Origin of the sequence: Paenibacillus chitinolyticus NBRC 15660, assembly GCF_000739915.1 — a bacterium.
GTDB lineage: Bacteria > Bacillota > Bacilli > Paenibacillales > NBRC-103111 > Paenibacillus_F > Paenibacillus_F chitinolyticus.
On the sequence record NZ_BBJT01000007.1, the window covers coordinates 20490 to 41237 of the forward strand.

At 52.5% G+C, this 20748-nt stretch carries 13 protein-coding genes; 1 reads left to right on the forward strand and 12 read right to left on the reverse strand.

Going from position 1 to position 20748, the window contains the following annotated elements:
• Window positions 1-175 precede the first annotated feature (175 nt).
• The 4 genes from ilvA to uvsE all read right to left on the reverse strand — a co-directional run bounded on the left by ilvA (window position 176) and on the right by uvsE (window position 8615).
• Complete coding sequence (ilvA, locus tag PCH01S_RS17375) at window positions 176-1432, reverse strand: threonine ammonia-lyase IlvA (RefSeq protein ID WP_042231234.1); 1257 nt, start codon at window positions 1430-1432, stop codon at window positions 176-178.
• A 191-nt stretch (window positions 1433-1623) separates the two neighbouring features.
• Complete coding sequence (locus tag PCH01S_RS17380) at window positions 1624-4962, reverse strand: efflux RND transporter permease subunit (RefSeq protein WP_042231235.1); 3339 nt, start codon at window positions 4960-4962, stop codon at window positions 1624-1626.
• A 207-nt stretch (window positions 4963-5169) separates the two neighbouring features.
• Window positions 5170-7491: an S-layer homology domain-containing protein gene (locus PCH01S_RS17385; protein ID WP_042231236.1), complete on the reverse strand. Its 2322-nt coding sequence runs from the start codon at window positions 7489-7491 to the stop codon at window positions 5170-5172.
• 176 nt (window positions 7492-7667) lie between these two features.
• The gene (uvsE, locus tag PCH01S_RS17390; protein ID WP_042231237.1) at window positions 7668-8615 is read right to left on the reverse strand and encodes a UV DNA damage repair endonuclease UvsE; all 948 of its coding nucleotides are present in this window, start codon (window positions 8613-8615) and stop codon (window positions 7668-7670) included.
• Window positions 8616-8831: 216 nt separating this feature from the next.
• Between uvsE and PCH01S_RS17395 the strand changes: the two genes are divergently transcribed.
• Window positions 8832-9467, forward strand: coding sequence for an FMN-dependent NADH-azoreductase (locus PCH01S_RS17395; protein ID WP_042231238.1), 636 nt, complete (start codon window positions 8832-8834; stop codon window positions 9465-9467).
• Between the two features lie 127 nt (window positions 9468-9594).
• Here the strand turns inward: PCH01S_RS17395 and PCH01S_RS17400 are convergent, their stop codons facing one another.
• The 8 genes from PCH01S_RS17400 to PCH01S_RS17435 all read right to left on the reverse strand — a co-directional run bounded on the left by PCH01S_RS17400 (window position 9595) and on the right by PCH01S_RS17435 (window position 20581).
• A complete protein-coding gene (locus PCH01S_RS17400) occupies window positions 9595-9900 on the reverse strand; it encodes a hypothetical protein (RefSeq protein ID WP_009675810.1) in 306 nt (101 codons plus the stop codon).
• A 421-nt stretch (window positions 9901-10321) separates the two neighbouring features.
• The gene (locus PCH01S_RS17405; protein ID WP_042231239.1) at window positions 10322-12409 is read right to left on the reverse strand and encodes an ABC transporter ATP-binding protein; all 2088 of its coding nucleotides are present in this window, start codon (window positions 12407-12409) and stop codon (window positions 10322-10324) included.
• A 6-nt stretch (window positions 12410-12415) separates the two neighbouring features.
• The gene (locus PCH01S_RS17410) at window positions 12416-14167 is read right to left on the reverse strand and encodes an ABC transporter ATP-binding protein (RefSeq protein ID WP_042231240.1); all 1752 of its coding nucleotides are present in this window, start codon (window positions 14165-14167) and stop codon (window positions 12416-12418) included.
• Window positions 14168-14699: 532 nt separating this feature from the next.
• Entirely contained in the window at window positions 14700-15725 is a 1026-nt protein-coding gene (locus PCH01S_RS17415; RefSeq protein ID WP_042231241.1) for a cytochrome d ubiquinol oxidase subunit II, read from the reverse strand.
• Window positions 15722-17092 (reverse strand): cytochrome ubiquinol oxidase subunit I, encoded by a 1371-nt coding sequence (locus PCH01S_RS17420; protein WP_042231242.1) that lies wholly within the window; start codon window positions 17090-17092, stop codon window positions 15722-15724. Before PCH01S_RS17420 ends, PCH01S_RS17415 begins: the two co-directional genes overlap by 4 nt.
• A 541-nt stretch (window positions 17093-17633) precedes the next feature.
• Entirely contained in the window at window positions 17634-19139 is a 1506-nt protein-coding gene (locus tag PCH01S_RS17425) for a M56 family metallopeptidase (protein ID WP_042231243.1), read from the reverse strand.
• Between the two features lies 1 nt (window position 19140).
• The gene (locus PCH01S_RS17430; protein ID WP_042231244.1) at window positions 19141-19518 is read right to left on the reverse strand and encodes a BlaI/MecI/CopY family transcriptional regulator; all 378 of its coding nucleotides are present in this window, start codon (window positions 19516-19518) and stop codon (window positions 19141-19143) included.
• 160 nt (window positions 19519-19678) lie between these two features.
• On the reverse strand, window positions 19679-20581 hold the full coding sequence (locus PCH01S_RS17435) for a hypothetical protein (RefSeq protein ID WP_042231246.1): 903 nt from the start codon (window positions 20579-20581) through the stop codon (window positions 19679-19681).
• Window positions 20582-20748: the final 167 nt, after the last annotated feature.

Consider the following 20748-nt stretch of genomic DNA (forward strand, 5'->3'; position numbering starts at 1 on the left):
ATATGTCGAGAGGACTAGGTTAATTATACCGCGTAACCGATTATACATCTTGGGTAATCCAAAATCCACAACTAAATATACTACGGTTAATTAAATTTTTTTGTCACCGCGAAAACGCTGCCAAGCCAGGCGGCAAAAGAGTCCCGCACCCCATGGGGTGCGGCTCTTTTAGCGTTCAAATCAGTAAATTAAACAGGGTAGGATTGTTATTAATTTCGACATAATTAATATCTTTTTTGCATAATCTCGAGATGAGGCCTTCGTAATCGTCTTTGTTTTTCAGCTCGATGCCGACCAGGGCGGGAGCATTGTCCCGATTCGTTTTTTTCATATACTCAAAACGCGTGATGTCGTCGGTCGGTCCCAGCACTTCTTCCAGAAACTCGCGGAGTGCTCCCGCTCTCTGAGGAAAGTTGACCAGGAAGTAATGCTTGAGGCCTTCATAAATGAGAGACCGTTCCTTGATCTCCTGCATCCGGTCGATATCGTTGTTGCCTCCGCTGATCACACATACTACGTTTTTACCCACAATTTGACTGCGGTAAGCATCCAGCGCCGCTACGGGGAGGGCTCCGGCCGGTTCGATGACAATGGCATTATTGTTGTACAGATCCAGAATCGTCGTGCATTCCTTGCCCTCCGGCACCAGCACGATGTCATCCAGCACGCGCCGGCAGATTTCGAACGTCATTTCGCCGACCTGCTTGACCGCCGCTCCGTCGACGAACTTATCCACCGTCTCCAGAGTCACGACCCGGCCCGCCTCCATAGAGCGCTGCATGCCTGCGGCTCCTTCCGGCTCCACGCCGATCACGGCGGTCTCCGGGGACACGGCCTTGACGTAAGCGCCGACTCCTGCCGCAAGTCCTCCGCCTCCGATGGAGGTGAAGATAAAATCAGGCGACACCGGCATCTGATTCAGCACTTCAAGGCCGACTGTCCCCTGACCGGCAATCGTCCGCACATCGTCGAACGGATGAATGAAGACTTTATTCTCACGCTCGCAATAAATACGGGCTTGAGTGGACGAATCGTCGAAAGTATCGCCGATCAAGACCACTTCGACGTAAGGGCCTCCGAACATTTTGACCTGAGAGATTTTCTGGCGCGGGGTAGTGGTCGGCATAAAGATCTTACCCTCGATCCCCAGGTGGTTGCAGGAATAGGCGACTCCCTGGGCATGATTGCCTGCGCTGGCGCATACGACGCCCCGGCTCCGTTCCTCCTCCGTCAAACTTTGAATGACGTTGTAGGCACCCCGTATTTTAAAAGAACGGACGACCTGAAGGTCCTCCCTTTTCAAATAAATATTGCAGTCGTACTGCCTGGACAGAAGCTCGCTGCGCTGAAGCGGCGAAGGCTCAATAACCCGGCTTAGCGCATGGTTGGCGCGTATGATTTCTTCAACTGTGACAGTGCTCGGATTGCTCACGACAGGACTTCCTTTCCGATGTGGTAATGGTATTCCGATTATTGTAGCACAAGTCGGGCTTTTAGCGCTTGTCTCGGCCGAAAAATAAAGAAACCCGTTCCCCCGCTTAACAGGCCGGGAACAGGGTTTCTTTTGGCGGAAGGTGATGGTTGACTGCCTGCGGAAGCGTAAGTCTGGGCGTTCGAGCAGCGTTAGTCCTCCAGTTCGGAAGCCGGGCGTCTGCGCCGGAATTTAACCAGAAATTCGTACACGACAGGTACGATGATGAGCGTCAGCAGCGTCGAAGAGATCAGACCGCCGATCACGGTAACGGCCAGTCCCTTGGAGATCAGACCGCCGCTTTCGAATCCGAAAGCCAGCGGCAGAAGCGCGCCGACGGTAGCGAGAGCCGTCATCAGAATAGGCCGCAGCCGGGTAGCGGCCGCCTCGAGGAGCGCCTCGCGCGTTCTCATGCCGGCCTTTTCGTTATGAATCACTCTGTCCAGCAGGACGATGGCATTCGTGACGACAATGCCGATCAGCATGAGCGCCCCCATCATGGCCGACACGCTCAAGGTCTCCCCTGTCACAAGAAGGGCCACGATGGCGCCGATGATCGTGAAAGGCAGCGAAAACAGGATCGCAAACGGAGTCAGCGCTCCTCCGAAGAACATAACGAGCACCAGATACACAATCGCGATGGCTGCGATCATGGCGAGACCGAGCTGAGAGAAGGTCTCATTGATCTGCTCCGTTACACCTCCGAAATCGACGCGTACGGACGACGGGAGACCCAGCTTGTCAATCTCGCTCTTCAGTCCTGTGGAGGCCGCGCCCACATCCTTGGAAGTAATATCTGCCGACACTTCGGCGTACAGCTTCGTATCCCGGTGGGTAACCGCATTGGGCGACAGGCCCTCCTCTACTTTGGCCACGTCCTTAAGAGGAACCTCCACACCAAGCGGGGACGTGATCGTGCTGTTTTCGATCGCGGAAAGATCCGCGTACGTTTTTTTGTCGGCTTGTACGTAAACCTCGACCTCTTTGCCCTCGACGCCAACTTTGGCCAGAACGGGTCGCTCGCGATCCCGGCTGAAAGCCGTCGCGATCTGACCGGCCGTTAGGCCGAGCTTGCTGAGTTTGGCCGGGTCCGCGACAATCGTGTACTGGCCGTACGATTCAGACAGGCTGGAGGCTACCTTATCGAATTCCGGCCGATTCTTCATCAGAGCCTGAATTTTATCCGCAGCGGTTCGGATCTCGTCGAGCTTCTCTCCGTATACGTAGAGACTCAGCTTGCTGCCCCCTACGCCGCCGCCCATATCCATCGGTTTCCAGCTTCCATGAACGGTGTCCGTCAACCCTTGGACCAGCCTCTTTTTCTCAGCCGTGAAATCGGCGAATTCGGGATCGTATTCCACATAAAAAAGCGCGGACTTGGACGGCCCGGGCGACATCGGATTCTGACCGCCTACCGAGTATTGCAAATTACGGACACCGCTGCGCCCAAGCACATATTTCTCCGCTTCCAGCGCCTTACTCTTCACATCGTCCAGCGTCTCGCCCGGGGAAGGCGTGTAGGTCACCATGGCGTATTTCTGCTCTTCCTCCGGAAGAAAACTGACGCCGACCCGTGTAGCCAGCAGCAAGCTTCCCGCCAGCAGGAGAATAGCCGTGCCGAAAGCGATAAGTTTATGATTCAACGTCTTGTCCAGGACCCGCCTGTAAAAACGCCCCAGACGGCCGGTTTCGTCATGGCCGCGCCGGTTTTGGCCTTTGTCCCGGACGCGGCGTAACCGGACCGATTCGGCCGGGTCCATGCCAAGCGGAAGGGCAGCGGACGCGCCGCCTTCCGCAAAGGCGGGAACCGGAGCCGGGCCCATACGTTCCAGCCTGCGGCGGAACATGGAATGCCCCAGCATCGGCACGATGGTGATCGCGACGAGCAGCGAAGCAAGCAGCGCGAATACCATCGTCAGGGCGAAGGGCAGGAACAGCTGCCCGACGGGACCGCTCACGAAGCCGAGCGGGAGAAAGACCGCAATCGTCACGAGGGTCGACGAGAAGATGGGCATAAACATCTCCCGCGTCGCTTCGCGGATAAGGGCTTTGCCCCGCAGAGGCTCGGACGGACTGGACATCCGCCGGTAGATGTTCTCGATGACGACAATCGAGTCGTCCACCACGCGGCCGATGGCGACTGTCATCGCTCCCAGCGTCATGATGTTCAGCGTGATGTCCATCTGCTGCAGCAGCAGGATGCCGATGAGCAGCGACAGCGGAATCGAAACGATGGAAATCAGTGTCGTCCGCCAGTTGCGCAGGAACAGCATGATGACCAATACGGCGAATAAAGCGCCGAATACGGCTTTGCTCAGCATCGTGTTGACCGAATCCTCGATTGGCTTGCCCTGGTCAAGCATGATCACGGTCTCCACACCGCTGTTCGCCTGCCGGAATTTGTCGGCCTCCTCCTTGACGGCGTTCACGACATCAACCGTGTTTGCGTCCGGCGCCTTCACGACCTGGATGCCGATGGACTCCTTGCCGTTCGTGCGGGAGATCGAGTCGGCCCGGTCGGCCAGCTCGATTGCCGCCAGCTCGGCAAGCTTCACGGTCGGCAGACCGGCCGCCCCCGCAGGCGCCGATGCTGCGCCGCCCGTCCTGCCGGCGCCTGCGGCACTGCCCGGGGCCGCTGCCGCGCCCGCACCGGGCGCTCCGCCCGAAGCCGCTCCGCCGTGGGCACCTGGTGCTCCCCCTGCGCCCCCGGCTGCCGGACCTGCTGCACCCGCCGCACCGGCTCCGCCCGGAACGAGCGGAATCTCCAGATTCCGCAGGTCGTCCAGGCTCTTCACGTTGCCGTCGACGACGAGGGTTTTCTCGGTCCGTCCGACTTCGTAGAGGCCTAGGGGGACTTGGACAGCCGCCCCCTGAACGATCCCTTTGACCGTATCCTCGCTCAGCCCGTAAGTCTTAAGCTTGTCCCGCTCAAAGGTCAGACGGACTTCCTGCTGGTGCTGGCCCGAGATCTCCACGCTTGCCGCACCCGGAACCCCTTCGAGCGCAGGAAGCAGATCGCTTTCGATCTGCCGGGTCAGCTCGTCGAGCGACTGCTTGTCCCCCGCCACGCTCAGCGATACGACAGGAAATGCGTTTATATTGATTTTGGACACTTTCGTTTCCTGCGCCCCGCTGGGAAGCACAAAATCGGCGACGGCTTCTTTCACTTCGGAAACGGCCTTGTCCATGTCCTTCTTGTACGAATATTCCATCACGATGGAAGATACGTTTTCCATGGATGTCGAACTTACAACGTCTACACCGTCCAGGCTCCGGACCTTCTGCTCGAGAGGGCCCGTGATCCGGTCGGCCACTTCTTCCGGCGCGGCGCCGGGATATACCGTTGTAACGGTAAGAACAGGCACTTCCAGATTCGGAAGCGTCTCCTGCTTCATGCTGAGACCGGCGTAAATGCCCGCGGCCGTCACAAGAATCGTAAGCAACCAGATAACCAGCTTATTGTTCAGAGAATACCGGATAATCCCTCTCACTATTTTCACTCCTGTCTGTTCGTCAGAATGTATGCTGTAAAAACAGTGACTCCTCAAATAAGGGAATCTCCCTGAGCAACTGGCGCCCGATTCAATTCCGATCCGTTACGGAGGTCTCCTGCCTATTCTCCTTTTTTCCCAAAAAAAAGACTGCCGAACCCGGCAGTCTCTTAATTTTTTATGGAGTTGTGTGCAGCGGACTGGAAGTTAACGCTTCTGCAAATACCGATAGAAGGCTGTTGCCGCCTGGGCGCGCGTCACCTCAAGTTTCGGACTGAACTTGCCCCCGTCCGCGCTCATGATACCCATTCCGGTCACAATGGCTGCGTTTCCGATGTTTTTAAGTTCGGAAGCGTCCGTAAAATTACGGTTAAAGACGTTATCGAACTCCGTCAGCTTCTTGTAGTTCAGCGCACGGACGATCAGCGAAGCCATTTCCTCGCGGGTAATCGGCTGATCCGGATTGAACTCGTCGGACGTCCGGTCGATCCATTTGCGGTCCAGAGCCGTTTCCACGTAAGAGAAATACGCATTGCTTTTCTCCACGTCTTTGAACGAGTTTTTGCGGCCATCCATCGCTCCCGCCGGATAATATCCGCCTCCGCTGTCTGCGATGACGAGCATCTTGATAAGCTCTCCGCGCTTGATGGACTGATCCGGCTTGACCTTGCCGTCCTTCACTTCAAGGGCTTGATAATCGAGCATCAGTTGGAGCTCGTTTTGCGCCCAGTGGCCGGCGATATCGTCAACCTTCACCGGCTCCAGAGAGATCACCTCGCCGTTGTCTCGGCTGCGCCATTTGCCGCTCTCCGCATCAAGGAAATAAGCGACGTTTTCGTATTTGTTCTCCAGCGTGTAAACAAGCTGGGCTTTTTGATTTTGGTTGTCCGTCGGATATTTACCGGAAGCTGCGAGAACATTATAGCGCTCGACAGGAATTCCCGGAGGAATTTGACCTTCTAAGCCTACGCTCTGGTAAACCAGGCGAAGCTGGTATTGGGAAAGCAGCAGCTCTTTCGCTTTATCTTTATCCAGCACGGCCGGTTTCTTTGCCGGGAACGCCAGCTTGCTTATATTCACGTAGCTGTTCTGGACTTCGCCCGTACGTTTATCCACACCTACATGAATATTGTCGTTCTCTACCCGGACCCCGTCAATGAACCGGGAGAACAGGAAGGTATACGTGTAATCCTGGTCGATCCCGACAAGTTTGCTGTCCGTTTTGGGGGCTTCCGTCGTTTCCAGCACCAGCTGATGCGCATAGGAAGGGTTCGTTTTCTTTACGAAGTCAACCGCCTTCCCTTTCGCTTCCTCAAAGGAAACCTTAACTTCCTCCGGCTTGATCGTACGGTTAGAACTATAGTCATAATGGGAGAAGTTCGTCAGTTCACCGGTTTTGGCGTCGATAGCCAGAGACACGTACCCTCTGTTATCCTTCGCTCCGTCTTTACCCGGAAGCGCCCATTGGAAATTCCAGTTAGCGTCCGTCTGTTTCGTGGATTCGTTCTCGTATTCGCTGTAGTTCGCTTCTTCAAGCTTGGCATCCGCCGGGATTTTCACCAGCTGCTGGGCCCGTTTAAGCGCCGATTCCTTCGTAGTCACCGCCGTTCCCGTGCCGCTCTGAGGCTGTTCGGTCAATGTCTTGACAGCGGCGGGAGCTTTGCTCTCATACAGCGGCTTGCCTGTTTTGGCATCAAGCTGAAGAGCCGCCATACTGTATGAAATCGCCGGTTTGAGCTCCTTCGACTGGTAAGGAATGAGGTACTGAAGCACCGGTTCCGCTTGATTGCGGAATGCTTTGTCAGCCTGCTCCGGGGTGATGACGCCTTCCTTTTTATCGAAAGCCGCATCCTTATCCCAATACACGCGGTAATCGGAAAGACGGCCTTCGCTGTCTACGGCCACCGTGATATTGTTTTGAGGGAAAGGAACCCCGTCCACGACCCTATCAAAAGAAAACCGATAGTCCTCGTAAACATTCAGCGGGGTTTTGCGGGAAGATTCGCGCAGGTCGTTGTACTTCACCTGCTTTTGAAGCTCCGGACTTAATTTTGCTATGTAATCGGATGCGATGGTTTTAGCTTGATCCAAGCTGGTTTTCGGCGGGTAAACGGGCTTGCTGTCGGGATTTTTGCTGCTGAAATTGTACCCGAGCAAAGCACCGGAATCCGCGTCGAGACTATAAGACAAATAAGAATAGTAATCTTTCTTTTCTTTGTGGCTAAAATTCAGGTTCCACGTTTTTGCAGGCTTGCCCCCGAATCCCCGGGACATGCTTAAATTAGCCCCCTGCAAAGAGAAGCCTTCCGGCAGGGCAACGTATTTTTTAGCCAGCTCGACGGCCTGCTCTTTAGTTACCTTTACCTCTTCCTGGGAAATGTCGATCTGCTCTTTCCCTTGATCCGAAACCGGATTCGCAATAGTTGCGGACGCCCCCGTAACCGCCTTGCTCGCCATAACCGGCGTAACCGTGCCGAACAGCAGTGCGGAAGTAACCACTGCCGTACCTGCTTTCAGAATAATTTTCAAACGGACCTGCCTCCTTCGAATAGGTGGAATGGAACATACTGAATTCCATTTCTCACCATCTGAGACGGACAAATCCGGGCAAAGGTTGCGGAAAAATTCCCCATCTTTTAACCTGTTACTTTTTTGTCATTTCTATAAAGGTTTAGAGGCGTTTAAAAGGGCCTCTTCCACCCTCGTCACATGGACAATACGCCGCCGTCCAAGCGCCTGATTCCCCTTACGGAAGAAAGATCCTCGGCGAGCTTCAGGCAAGCGTAATCTTTCCGCTTGGCCTCCACCATCACATCCAGCCTGTCCAGCCCCTCCTCCTTGCATGCTTTCAGAAAAACAAGCAGCGGTCCCGCTTCCACATACTCGGCATGAGAGCGGAAGTCTTTGTCGTTCTTCGGCGAGGAAACATGAACTTTCATCGGACGGTCCTTCCATGTCTCCGCTATTTGCGGGAGCAGCTCGATACCCGGACGAGAAGAGGAGTTGCACCAGTCGTGGTGAAGATCGAACATCATGGGAACCCCGCTGCGCTGACATACGGACAGCGTTTCTTCGGCCGTGTAGGTTTTATCGTCATTTTCAAAAGTCAGCCTCTTCAAAATGGGTTCCGGCACCCGCGGCAGGTTCGAGAGGAGACGTTCGGCCGAAGCACGCTTGTTCCCGTAGGCTCCGCCCACATGGATATTAATGATGCCATCGCTGCCCATCCCCATGCCGCCGAGAATGTCCGCATGATAGTCCAGGTCGCGTATCGCGGCATCCACCACCGCATCCGAACCGTTGAGCAGCGTAAATTGGTTGGGATGCATCGACAGCCGGATATCGTGGCGGCGGGCAAAAGCACCCAGCTCGGCAAGCTCCTCCCTGTACACCTCTTTAACCCCGATATGGACATCGGGATGGGTGGCAAGCGGGATCAGCGAAGAACTGAGCCGGTACAGGCGGATTCCGTGCGCCGCATTATAATACAGAATTCTGCGCGTAGCTTCCAGATTGCGGCGGCCCACCTCGATCGCCTTTGCCAGCGATTCTTCATAGGGACCTTCTTTGAACCGTTTATACGTAAACGTGGAGCTCGGTGTGTTGTGATAAATAGCCAACGCCTGCGCTACATAGCCGATGCGAACTTCCAAGCTTCTCACCTCTTCTTCAGGTTTCCCGTGCCAAATTTTTTTACCCCGGCGCCTTCAGGTTGTATCTCTGAATGAAGAGGTTGTGCGAATTTGGCAGGCATACCCCTTCCGGCGGCGGCAGATATTATCCCCGTATGGTTGTCAGCCGGAATCTTTCCGGAACAGGACGCCTCAATAAACCATAAATCTACCGCACATTCTCAGGAGGGTTCCTTCATGTCCACGCTTCTCTATATTACGGCACATCCGCATGACGACCGGGCTTCTTACAGCATGGCCGTCGGCAAAGCGTTTCTCGATGCTTACCGCGAAAATTACCCCGGAGACCATATCGTGACACTGGACCTGTACAAAGCGTACATTCCGCAAATCGATACGGACGTCTTTGGCGGCTGGGGCAAGCTGCGCTCCGGCAGTTCGTTTGATCAGCTATCGGAAGAAGAAAAGAAAAAAGTGACCCGTTTCGGCGAACTGACGGATCAGTTTGTGGCGGGCGACAAATATGTTTTCGTCACTCCGATGTGGAACTTTTCCTTCCCTCCCGTTATGAAAGCCTATATCGATACGATCTGTACGGCGGGTAAAACGTTCAAGTACACGGAAAACGGCCCGGTCGGCCTGCTTACCGGCAAAAAAGCGCTGCACGTCTACGCATGCGGCGGCGTTTATTCGGAAGGCCCTGGAGCCGGGTCGGACTTCGGAAGCCCGTATCTGAAAACGATCATGTCCTTCTTCGGAATATCGTCCTTTGAAACTCTTTATGTGGAAGGAATGGCCCAGTTCCCCGACCGCGCCGAGCAGATTAAACAAGACGCCATTAAACACGCACAGGAAAAAGCGCGGACGTTTTAGCCCGAAACGACTTGAAAAAGCATGAGGGATAAACACTATCCCTTCACACAGAAAAACCCCGTAAATCCTAAGATTTACGGGGTTTCTTCCATTCGTAACGCCGCAGCGTCCGACAGGGAGCCAAGGCTTAGTATTGGTCGCGTCTGATCAGAGAAATGTTATACGCGGACACCAGCAGACCGACGATTCTCGTGACATAACCGACGAGCGGAATGTAGCTGAGGAAGGCCAGCACGATGTTGACGACAGCCGGAAGCAGCGTCCGGTTGCTGTTGATCAAGCCGATGACTGCACTCACGAATACGAGAGGCACTACCCAGCCGCCGGACCATAGGAATCCGAACGGGATAAGGCCGACTACGTAGCCGATGATAATTCCGATTTCCACAATAAGCTGAATCACATTCAAAACGCGTTTCGTTTCCGAACTCACGATAAATCCCTCTTTTCGCAAGGCGGCGCGTGTAAATGAAAACGCCCCGTCCTATTTAATTTTACACATCTCAGGGTGTAACGCTCGATCCGGACGACCTTGCATAGACGCGGGAGCAGTCCGCGAATCATACAAATCGTTTATCGGATTTTTATGCCCTTTGTTTAATTTACGTACCGAGGCGTCTTCGCGTTTCATGCGTCCGCCTTCTTTCTTCCTAATTATACCTGAAAATTTTTATAAAAAAAGACCCGGACTTCTCCGGGCTCAATAGAAAATATTAGAAAACGAAGGGAAACCATCTCCCAAAGGTCCACGGTAAGCCCCGTGGAGTCTCGAACAGTGCCGCGGCACCATTCATCCTGGTGAACCAGGACGGGCAGCAATAACAGACCGGGTTCCCTCCGAGACTTAGCGGCTTTTACGTAGAAGCTGCGACACCGGTTGTGACGCCGCCCGGCGCAGCGCCCGCAGCGGAGCCTCCCTGCTGCAGACGGTACATCTGAGAGTACCGGCCGCCCAGCTCCAGCAGCTCCTCGTGATTCCCCCGCTCCACAATTTCGCCGCGATGCAGGACCAGAATCAGATCCGCGCTGCGGATCGTAGACAGCCGGTGCGCGATGATGAAAGTGGTCCGGCCTTTCTTGACGACATCGAGCGCGGCCTGAATCACGGCTTCCGTCTCCGTATCGATGTTGGCGGTCGCTTCGTCCAGGATCAGAATCGCCGGATCGAAAGCAAGCGCACGCGCGAACGAGATCAGCTGCCGCTGGCCCGCGGAGAGCGTGCTTCCTTTTTCGAGCACGGGCTCGTCGAAGCCTCCCGGCAGGTTGGCGAATATGCGCTCGCCGCCGACATCCCGCAGCGCCGCATCCACCTTCTCCCGGGGAATCGTGCCGTCCCCAAGGCTGACGTTGCTGGCAATCGTGCCCGTGAAGAGGAACGGATCCTGCAGCACGATGCCCATATGTTGACGCAGAAGCTGCTTGGGCATGGCCGTAATATCCTGGCCGTCCACCCGGATCGTTCCTTTCTGCGGATCATAGAACCGGAACAATAGGTTCATAATGGAGCTTTTGCCTGAACCGGTATGGCCCACGAGCGCCACAGTCTGCCCCTGCTTCGCCTCGAAGGAAATGTTCTTGAGCACATAATCTTCCTTGTAAGCGAAGGACACCTGCTCGAAGCTGACATCGCCTTTGTAGCGGGGCAGCCGGCCTTCGGCAACGTCTTCGCCCCGTTCATCCATCAGCTCGAACACGCGTCCCGCCGAAATGATCGATTGATCGAGCGTCGCAAGCTGATTCACCATCCCGGTGATCGGCTGGAAGAGCCGGTTCAAGTAGTCGATGAAGGCGTACAGCACCCCGAAGGAGATCACGGATTCGGCTCCCGTTCCCATCGAGGCGCCTCCGAAATGCCAGAGCAGCAGTGCAAAAGATATGTTTCGCAGCACTCCGACCAGATTATGGGAAGTGAGGGCGTTCAAGCTTTGCAGCTTCTGCTGGTGCTTGAGGTAATCCTCGTTGAGCGTTTCGAACTCCTCCATCGTTTCTTTCTGACGGCGAAACGCACGGATGATCGTCATCCCCTGGATGGCTTCATTGATCATCCCGTTAATGTCGCTTAAGCGCGAACGGATGATTTTGTTATACCGCGAAGCGTACTTGCGGTAAATGATGACCCAGACGACCAGCAACGGGACGATCAGAAGACAGATCGCGCCGAGCTTCACGTCCAGAAGGAAAAGGGCGATAAAGATCCCCGTCATATACACGAAGCCGGTAAAAAAGTTCGCCAGCACCGTCACGAACAAGTCGCGGACGGCCTCGGTGTCATTGGTCACCCTGGATACGACCTTTCCGGCCGGAAGATTGTCGAAATAATGGATGGGCAGCCGCTGAATTTGCCTGTACACATCCAGCCGCAGCTTCTGAATAACACGGTTTGCGGAAACCTGGAGCATGTACCGCTCTCCGAAAGTGAAGACAGCCGCTACGGCCAGCAGCCCGAGATAAAGCAGGGCGAGCCGGATTAATTTGGCCAATTCCGGCCGATAGAACACATAGAGCTCGCCTTTGGTCAGCGACTTCGCTTCGTATGCGGCGCTCTGCCCGCCTCTCGTGACCGTCAGCTTGCCGTCCTGCCAGGACCGCTGGCCGTCAAAGGCGATCGGCCCGTTAACGAAGACGAATCGCGTGCCGACCTGAAGCAGCCTGGCTTCGTCACCGCGCGCTTCGCCTTCCGCGAAACGGTCTCCGCGTTTGTAAAGGTCGCCTCCGTAGGACACCGTGTCCCCGTTGTCCACAGTATTCCCGGTACTGCCGGTTTCCTGCGGGACTTTGTACCAGGGCTGCTCGATTCCGAGGATATGCGTATCGATCATCCGCTTGGCGATAAAGGGACCCGACAGCTCTGCCGCTACCGCGACCGTAAGCATAAGTAGTGCAAGAATAAACAATTTTTTATGATGAAGTGCGTACTGCACCAAACGTTTGCCTGTGTGCAAGGCCGATCACCCCGCTTCCGTCAAATTGGATTCGACCTGCTGGCGCTCGTACTGTTCTTTGTACCAGCCGCCCAGCGCCAGCAGCTCTTCATGGGTTCCCGCTTCGACAATCCGGCCCTCGTCGAGGACGAGAATCCGGTCCGCGTGCTCGATGGCGGACAGCCGATGCGTGGAGATGAGCGTCGTTTTGCCGGCACGCTCCCGCCGGATGTTCTCGATGATTCTCGCTTCGGTCCGCGCATCCACGGCCGACATCGCATCGTCGAGCAGCAGAATTTCCGGGTCGGCGATCAAGGCCCTCGCCAGCGAGACACGCTGCTTCTGCCCGCCGGACAAAGCTACGCCCTTCTCTCCGACAAGGGTGTCGAGCCCGTCTGCCAGCGTACCGATGTCCTGCGTGAAGGCGGCCCGTTCGATCGCCTGCAGCACATCGTCCTCGCTTGCGTCGGACTTGCCGAACTTAATGTTCTCCCTCACGGTCTTGGAGAACAGAATCTGCTCCTGCGGCACATAGCCGATCCACGACTGCAGCTGCTCCAGCGGAATCTGCTGGATAGGCACGCCGTCGATGGTGATCGAGCCGCTGCCCGTCGGATACTGCCGCAGCAGCTGCTTCAGCAGCGTGGATTTCCCGCTGCCGGTCCGGCCAACCACGCCGAGGGTCTCGCCCTGACGCAGCGTGAAGCCAATGTCCTCCAGATTGGGAGTCCCCGAGGAGGGGTACTTGAACGCGGCTTCCCGGAAGCCGATGGTACCCGGCTTCGCATCCGCCGCCGGCTGCGGGACGTCCTGCACATCGGGCCGGTACCCCAGCGTTTCGTTGACCCGGTCCAGAGAAGCGTTGCCCCGCTGCATGATGTTGATCAGCTCGCCGATCGCGAACATCGGCCAGATCAGCATCCCGAGATAGATGTTGAAGGACAGGAGCTGTCCCAGCGTAAGCTCGGTCTGAAACACGAGATATGCGCCGTAGCCCAGACCGATCAGATAACTCGCCCCGACAAGCAGCTTGATCGTCGGATCGAACAGGGCGTCGATTTTGGCAACCGCAATGTTCTTGTTGTACACATCCTCCGTCAGCTCCCGGAAGCGCTCCTGTTCGTTGGCTTCCTGAACGTACGCCCGCAGAACCCGGACGCCCGCCGTCGCTTCCAGCACCTGATCGTTCATCTGGCCGAACGCATCCTGGGCCGTCGTGTACCGTTCATGAATCGTTTTGCCGTAAAATTTCATGGCCAGCGCGATGAACGGAAGCGGCAGCAGGGCCGCAAACGTAAGCTTCCAGGAGATCGTGACGCCCATCGTAAAAAGAATCACGAGCATAAACGCGCTGGAATCCACCAGCGTCAAAATACCGAAGCCCGCCGTAGCGGAAACGGACCGAAGATCATTGGTGGCGCGGGCCATCAGATCGCCCGTGCGGTACTTTTCGAAAAAGGTCGGGGTCATCTTCAGCAGATGCCGCATAAATCTGGAACGCAGCACGCGTTCCACCAGAAAAGCGCCCCCGAACAACTGATACATCCAAACATAGGTCATCAAATAAATAATGACCGTAATCCCCAGCGTCCATGAGATCATGGAGATCAGCCGGCCCGCCGTAATCGAACCCATATGGATCTCGTCAACCGCGTAACCGAGAATCTTCGGAGGAATAATCTCCACGATACCGGCGACGATCAACAGCGTAATCGCTACCGTGTAGCGGATCCAGTGCTTTTTAAAAAACCAGCCGAGCTTCTGTAAAATACTGAACAAACAGGTCACCTTCTTTCTTTGTCCACGAAAAGCTTTTTTTCTTGTTTCCGTATTCGTGTCTCTCTAGAAAAATGAGGGCGGTCTCCATGCGGGACCATGAAAAAAGGACGCACCGTTCAACTAACAAACGGTACGTCCTCAAAAGCGCGGCAAAGCCTGCGCCCATTAAACCGGCTGCGGGCAGCCATGATTACGGAAATGCGGGCGTCTGAACGCCGCTATCCCGATGTGCGGTTTAACGGGTGTACCGAATATTCAGCTGTTCCCTTGTTCACTGCATACGGATGTATTCCATGGACAGGCAACATTCTAAACATCGATACCACCCTTTCTTCTCCGGTCATTTTTCTGCGCTTTCGCGTCAACTTGGTGTGATTGTATCACCCGTTGGAAAGGAATGTCAACCCGAACAAGCCGGAGAAAATAGTTATAACCAAAATGGAGCAGGGGCCCCCATAGGGTTCGAACGGGCATCGCGCAATGCTTCGATTCGTGCCCGGATTCGCTTGATTCGGAAGAGTCCCTCTGTTCTTTATTCCTTTTGCAGATAGCGCTTATCCTTGAGAAACAGCCTCCAAAACAAATAAAACACGGGAACCAGAATCGCCGAACTCACGATGTACCCGATGAAAAGCGAACGGAACATCGTCGGGTTCGTAATCCCTTCGTCGAACGTCAAATGAGGATAAACCATGTAAGGCATGTGCGCGGAAAAATACGCATAGCTCGCCAGTCCGTACTGGATGATGACCGTAATAATCGAAGCCCGCGGGTAACCGCGGCGGCCGTCCGGCCTTCTTTTTAGCAGCAAAATATAAGCGACGATGAAGGCCGCTACGGAAAGGCCGAACCAGAAGGCGTACCGCTTGAAACCCTCCACCATCCACGGCGCATGCTCGGAAAAGGTGCTGACGGTGAGCATGGCCATCAGCAGGTTGATGGGCCCCCAGATAATCGCGAGCCTGCGGTAATCGCGGTACGTCTCCTCGTCCCCCGCCTCGCGGGAGTAGTCCGCCAGGAAGAGCGCGGACATGAACAGCTCGGTCGACAGCCCGAAGCCGAGATGCGCGTACTCCGTCAAGCTGGTGAACAGTTCGCCGAGGTGAAGGACCGGCACTCCGTTTTCAACGGTGACGAAGCCTCCCAGCGTGATCGGCAGCACGCTGACCAGCAGTCCCGGGATAAGGAGACCCGTAATCCCGGAAACGACCCGCAGCAGGCGGCCGTGCTTCGACACGGAGTAAGCGTAGACCATGAATGTGCTGCGAACGAGCAGCAGCAGGAGAACGAGCGAGACCGGCACGAGCAGGGCCGCGCCGAGCATATGGGTCGCCTTCGGGAAGAAACCCGCAAGAGCCACGACGAACAGGACGAGAAACACGTTCGTCACTTCCCAGGTCGGCGACAAATACCGGTTCGCGAGGGCTCCCGCCTTCGTATGATGCTGGCCACTGAAGTACATCGACCAGAAACCGGCGCCGAAGTCGATGGAGCCGAGAATCGAGTACGTGAACAGGAATACCCAGAGTACGCTGACTGCCAAGGTTACGTCGCTCATGTACTCGCCCCCTCTGCTGCCCCGGTCTGGTCTCCGTTAGCGGCGGCAAGTCCGAGTGCTTCCGAGACGGGATGCCGCTTGAAGTAGACGTGCATGACGATCGACGTCACGACAAGAAGAAACACGTAGACGGACACGAACATAACGAACAGGGTCCCGATGCCCTGGGACTGCAGGGCCGCTTCGCTGGTCCGCTGCACGTGGTAAACCGTCCAGGGCTGCCGGCCCGTGCAGCTGAAGATCCAGCCGATCTCGATGCCCAGCATGGAGAGAGGACCCGAAGCGACAAGGATGGCCAGAAGCCAGCTCGGGTAAGGCTTTTTGAACCAGATACGGATGAGCAGGCTCAGGAAGGCCACGGCGAGCAGGAACATGCCGATGAACACCATCAGGTTAAAGAGGGTGTGAATGTACAGCGGCGGCCAGTTCTCCCGCGGGAATTCGTTCAGGCCCCGGACCACGGTGTCGAAACGGTTGCCTGCAAGCAAGCTGAGGAAGCCCGGCAGCTCGATCGCTCCCTTGATGGACTGCGTCGCTTCGTCGACTTTGCCGAAAATGGCAAGCGGGGCGTGAGACTGCGTCTCAAACAGCCCTTCGGCGGCGGCGAGCTTTTCGGGGATGTGATGATGCAGCATCTGGGCCGTCGCATGTCCGTTGACGGCCGTGAAGGCCGTCATGATGCCGCCGAAGATGAGCGCGAGAAACAGGCCCTTGCGGTGGTAATCCGCTTCGCGTGGGGCTTTGCGTGCCTTCAGCAGCTTGTAAGCCGCCACGGACGCGACGGCGAAGGCGCCTGTCATATAGGCGGTGGACAGGACGTGCAGCGCCGTCGACCAGAAGCTCGGGTTGAACACGGCCTCCCACGGGCGGATGTCGACGAAGTCTCCGTTCGCGTTGATGGAGAACCCTCTCGGCGTGTTCATAAACGCGTGTGCGTCCGTGATCATCACGGCCGAAGCGCTCGCCCCGATCGCGACGAAGATCACGCTGATGATCCGTACGACCGGAGGCAGCCGGTCGGCCGCATACAAGTAGATCGACATAAAGAGGGCCTCGAAAAAAAAGGCCCACATTTCGATCTGAAACGGCAGAGCGATCACCTGCCCGACGATCCGCATGAAGCCTGGCCAGAGCAAAGAGAGCATCACGCCGACGATCGTTCCCGACGGAATCGCGACGCCCAGCAGAATGCCGGAAGCTTTCGTCCACCTTCTGGCGAGCACCACGTAGTCGCGGTCTTTTTTGACATGATACATGATTTCCGCAAACACGATCATCATCGGAAGCCCAACCCCGAGCGTCGCAAAAATAATATGAAACGCCATTGACGTGCCGAACAAGGCCCGCGCCATCACGACGGTATCCATAGATCCACACTCCTTTTGTAGCCACCCGGCCCAATTCTTTCCTGTAATATGGGTCAAAAAGGAGGGAAGTATGCGTTTGGGTAAGGGGAGATGAAACTGCTTAAGAGAATTCATTGTCTGACAGGAGCAGACAACGATCCTCGTCCACGTCTTTTAATTCCCTAAAATAGGAAGGGCGTCCAGTGCTCATTTTGTATTCATACACCTCCCCGTTTTTTGCCCATTTTTCAATTGCTTAGGGGTATGTTTTGATACAAATCCAGGTCCGAATTGGCCTTTTGCTGTTCCTCTGACGGAACGGAAATAATCTACTGATTTTGTTTTCCTGACCAAGGCAGAATATTGTTTTCCCCTGCTAACGAGATCAGCAAACAGAAACAGCAAAAAGATTTCCAACAAAATGCTCCTTTAGAGGTTGTATAGAAAAGAATGAGGGAAAATTGATTTAGATTAGATTCAATATTTTCTATGTAAAATAAGATATATCTAAAAAAAGTCGCCCTGACCGGATGGCCAAGGCAACTGTTAAACTATAAGTGCATTATTTTCTTCTAATAACAGCTGCATTTTCGTTCACCGCTAGAACTTCAACTTTACCTGAATTAGTTATGGAATCTTTGTTTTTCAACCAGAATTGACTGGGAACAAACTCTATATTTTCAATAACGACTAGCCACTCACCATCACGCTTGACAACCGGTATTCCATAAACCGGAAGTTTGCCTAGATCACTATATGTCTTCGAAAGGTATGCTTTATACTCACCTACATTCAGCTTCTCTATCTTCTCAATTTTGAAATCAATTAATGTATTAGGATTAAGCCCTTTGTTCGCAAAAACATCTGCAGCCAACTTGTTAGCCACCGGCTGGCTGTATCTAACGTCAATCGTATGAGATAAAAAAGTATCTGCATCTTGGAAATGCTGCAGTGCTTCAAAAGTTTTAGTAACCACTTCTTTCACCCGGACATCTTCTGATTTCACCTCTTCCTCCGCTTTTGCACTAGTTAAAGATACAGCAGCTAGAAGAGCAAGAGCTAGCATCCCAACTAATGACCATTTATATGAAGCCCTTTTTTGGATAATCATTTGAATTCTCCTTTTTAAATATCTTTTATTGTCTAGCATGCTCACGGAGTGAACGGTTAAGGGGGGTTTTTGAAAATATTCCATCCATTTAATTAGCACAGCCGCATATTCTTGACTCTGTTGTTTGTTCATACTGGATACTGCTAAGTAATCACTTGCAATTTCCTGATCTTCACGCATTTTCCTAAGAGCTAGCCATAAAAGGGGATTAAACCAGTGAATAATAACCAATATATTAACTATCCAGTTTACTCCTATGTCTTTACGTTTAAGATGAGCAAGCTCATGCAGAAAAACATGCTTCCATTCCTCTGTCGAGAAACTTTCAACCCCCTTCGGTGGAATAAGAATTCTGGGCCTCCACAATCCATATAAAGACGGTACACAAACGGCACTCGTGGTCATCAGTGGAACTCTGCGATTAATGCCTATAATTTGTTTACATGTTTCTAATTGTTCCAGCAATGATGAATCCATACATGGTTTAGAATTTTTCTTCAAAGTAATAGCAAACTTTCTGTTTGCCCTATATATAGCGATACTTATCAAAAGTACTCCCGCAATCCAGATAAAAGATAACCAATTCAATAAATAGAAGTTACTCTTTCTTGAATGACTATCGAAGCTTTTTAAATAATTGACGTTTTCGCCATTAATATTTACATCCATGTTGTTATTGGAAATTGTCATTGTAGTGTTCGGCTGTAAGCTACTCGGTTGTAAGGTCACTGCCTCGTGTGGGTTTATATCCAGATAGTTAAAAATACTAAGTTGACTTCCCAAAGAGTCTGGAAGAAGCAGACGAAGTATAAGAAGGAGCCATAAGTAATAATTCCAAGAAGCTGGCAAGCGATCTTTGAAGAGGACTTTTATCGTAAGAATTAATACAACCATAACCCCGGCCTTAAAGGAAATGTTAAGAATAAATAAAAAAACAGGCTGAAAATTTAGAAGCATATTAGTCGCCGCTCCTTTTATCCAAAAGGGATTTTAGCTCTTCGATATCCTCTTTAGATAAAGACCGTTTGTTTAAAAACTCAACTATTACAGGTTTAAAAAGATTTCCTCTTACTTTGTGCAAAAACGATTGGGTTTCTGCCAATATGCAATCCTTCTCTTCATATAGGGCGTAATACTGATAAATGCGGCTGCTCATGTCCGCCTTGATTGCATTTTTTTGAACCAGTCGTGCAATTAAGGTTCTAACGGTTTTTGAACTCCACTCAGGATGACTCATCGATTCAATAATTTCACTTGCTGTGAGGGATTTTTTTGCAGACCAAAGCACCTTCATTATCTCCCACTCTGCATCGGAAATGCGTAGGTTTGGATTCATAGTTCAAATCCTTTCACTTTAATATCGACTACAAGTGTAGTCTATATACAGACTACACTTGTAGTCGATATTAGTCAACTTTTTTATGTGTTTTACCCCAAGAAAGATAAAAAACAAAGCAGGTACTTTATTAAAATAAGCGCCTGCTTTGTTTTTTAATTTAATTATATACGTTTCCTGCCAAATCTGTACTGTAACCAGTAAGGTTTTCTAAATCTAAAACAAGAGGTTTGCTAGTTGGAACGTTGTTAAAATTAACATTATACCAATCAGCAGTCTGTTTATAATCATTCCAAATAGTTATGTTGCTCACTGGGGTGTTCCCAGATGGGCTGTATTCTTTTAAATAATAACCAATCCATGCTTTAACGCTTGAGTCACGTGACAACTGCCAGCCCTTTACAAAAGTTCCACTATTATATGCAACCGAAAAAGTTGTAGTGCCGGGCTTATAACCACTTCCATTAATAGGTTTAGCCTCATAGTAAAGCACTCCGGAAGCCATCGGACTAATTACCGAATTATTACTGCTGTTTTTCACCACTTCACCTTTATGTTTTACTACTGTCACAAAATCATCTTTAGCAATAATTTCTTTTGCTGAACTATTAGCTGAAGGGGCATTTTTACTTTGTAAACCATCATTCTTAATGAAATCAATGGGTTCAATTATTACATACCATTTTCCATTTTCTTTGATAACTGGAACTTCATAAGCAGGGACTTGGCCAGTTGAACTAAATTTTTGAGAAACAAGGGCTCTATACTCACTCTCAGAAACCTTGCTTAACTTTTCAACATTATAATCAGTAAGGGTATTGGCATTTTTAGGATTCGAAAACGTGCTGCCAGCAATTTGCTTTCTTCCCTCTTCACTATAGCGCAAGTCTTTCGAAACCGCTAAATATGTATCATAATCACTGTAATTCTTTATTGATTTATAAAATTTATGAACAGTCGCCTCAACCTCTGTTAAACCATCATCTACCTTCGCTGAAGTTACAGATGAAAAAACTCCAAAAGCTAACGCTAATACTAAAACCATTGATCCGCTCTTTTTCAATTTAATCTCTCCCTTTATTTTTTTGACAAAGTTTAAATCTAATATAGATTCAATATAAACCCAAATTTTACTTTTCTTGTAATCACATATAAAATATAATTACCATTTGGAATTTACACCCATCTTTGTCTCTATATATAACGTTTTTCGAACCGTTAATGTGACAT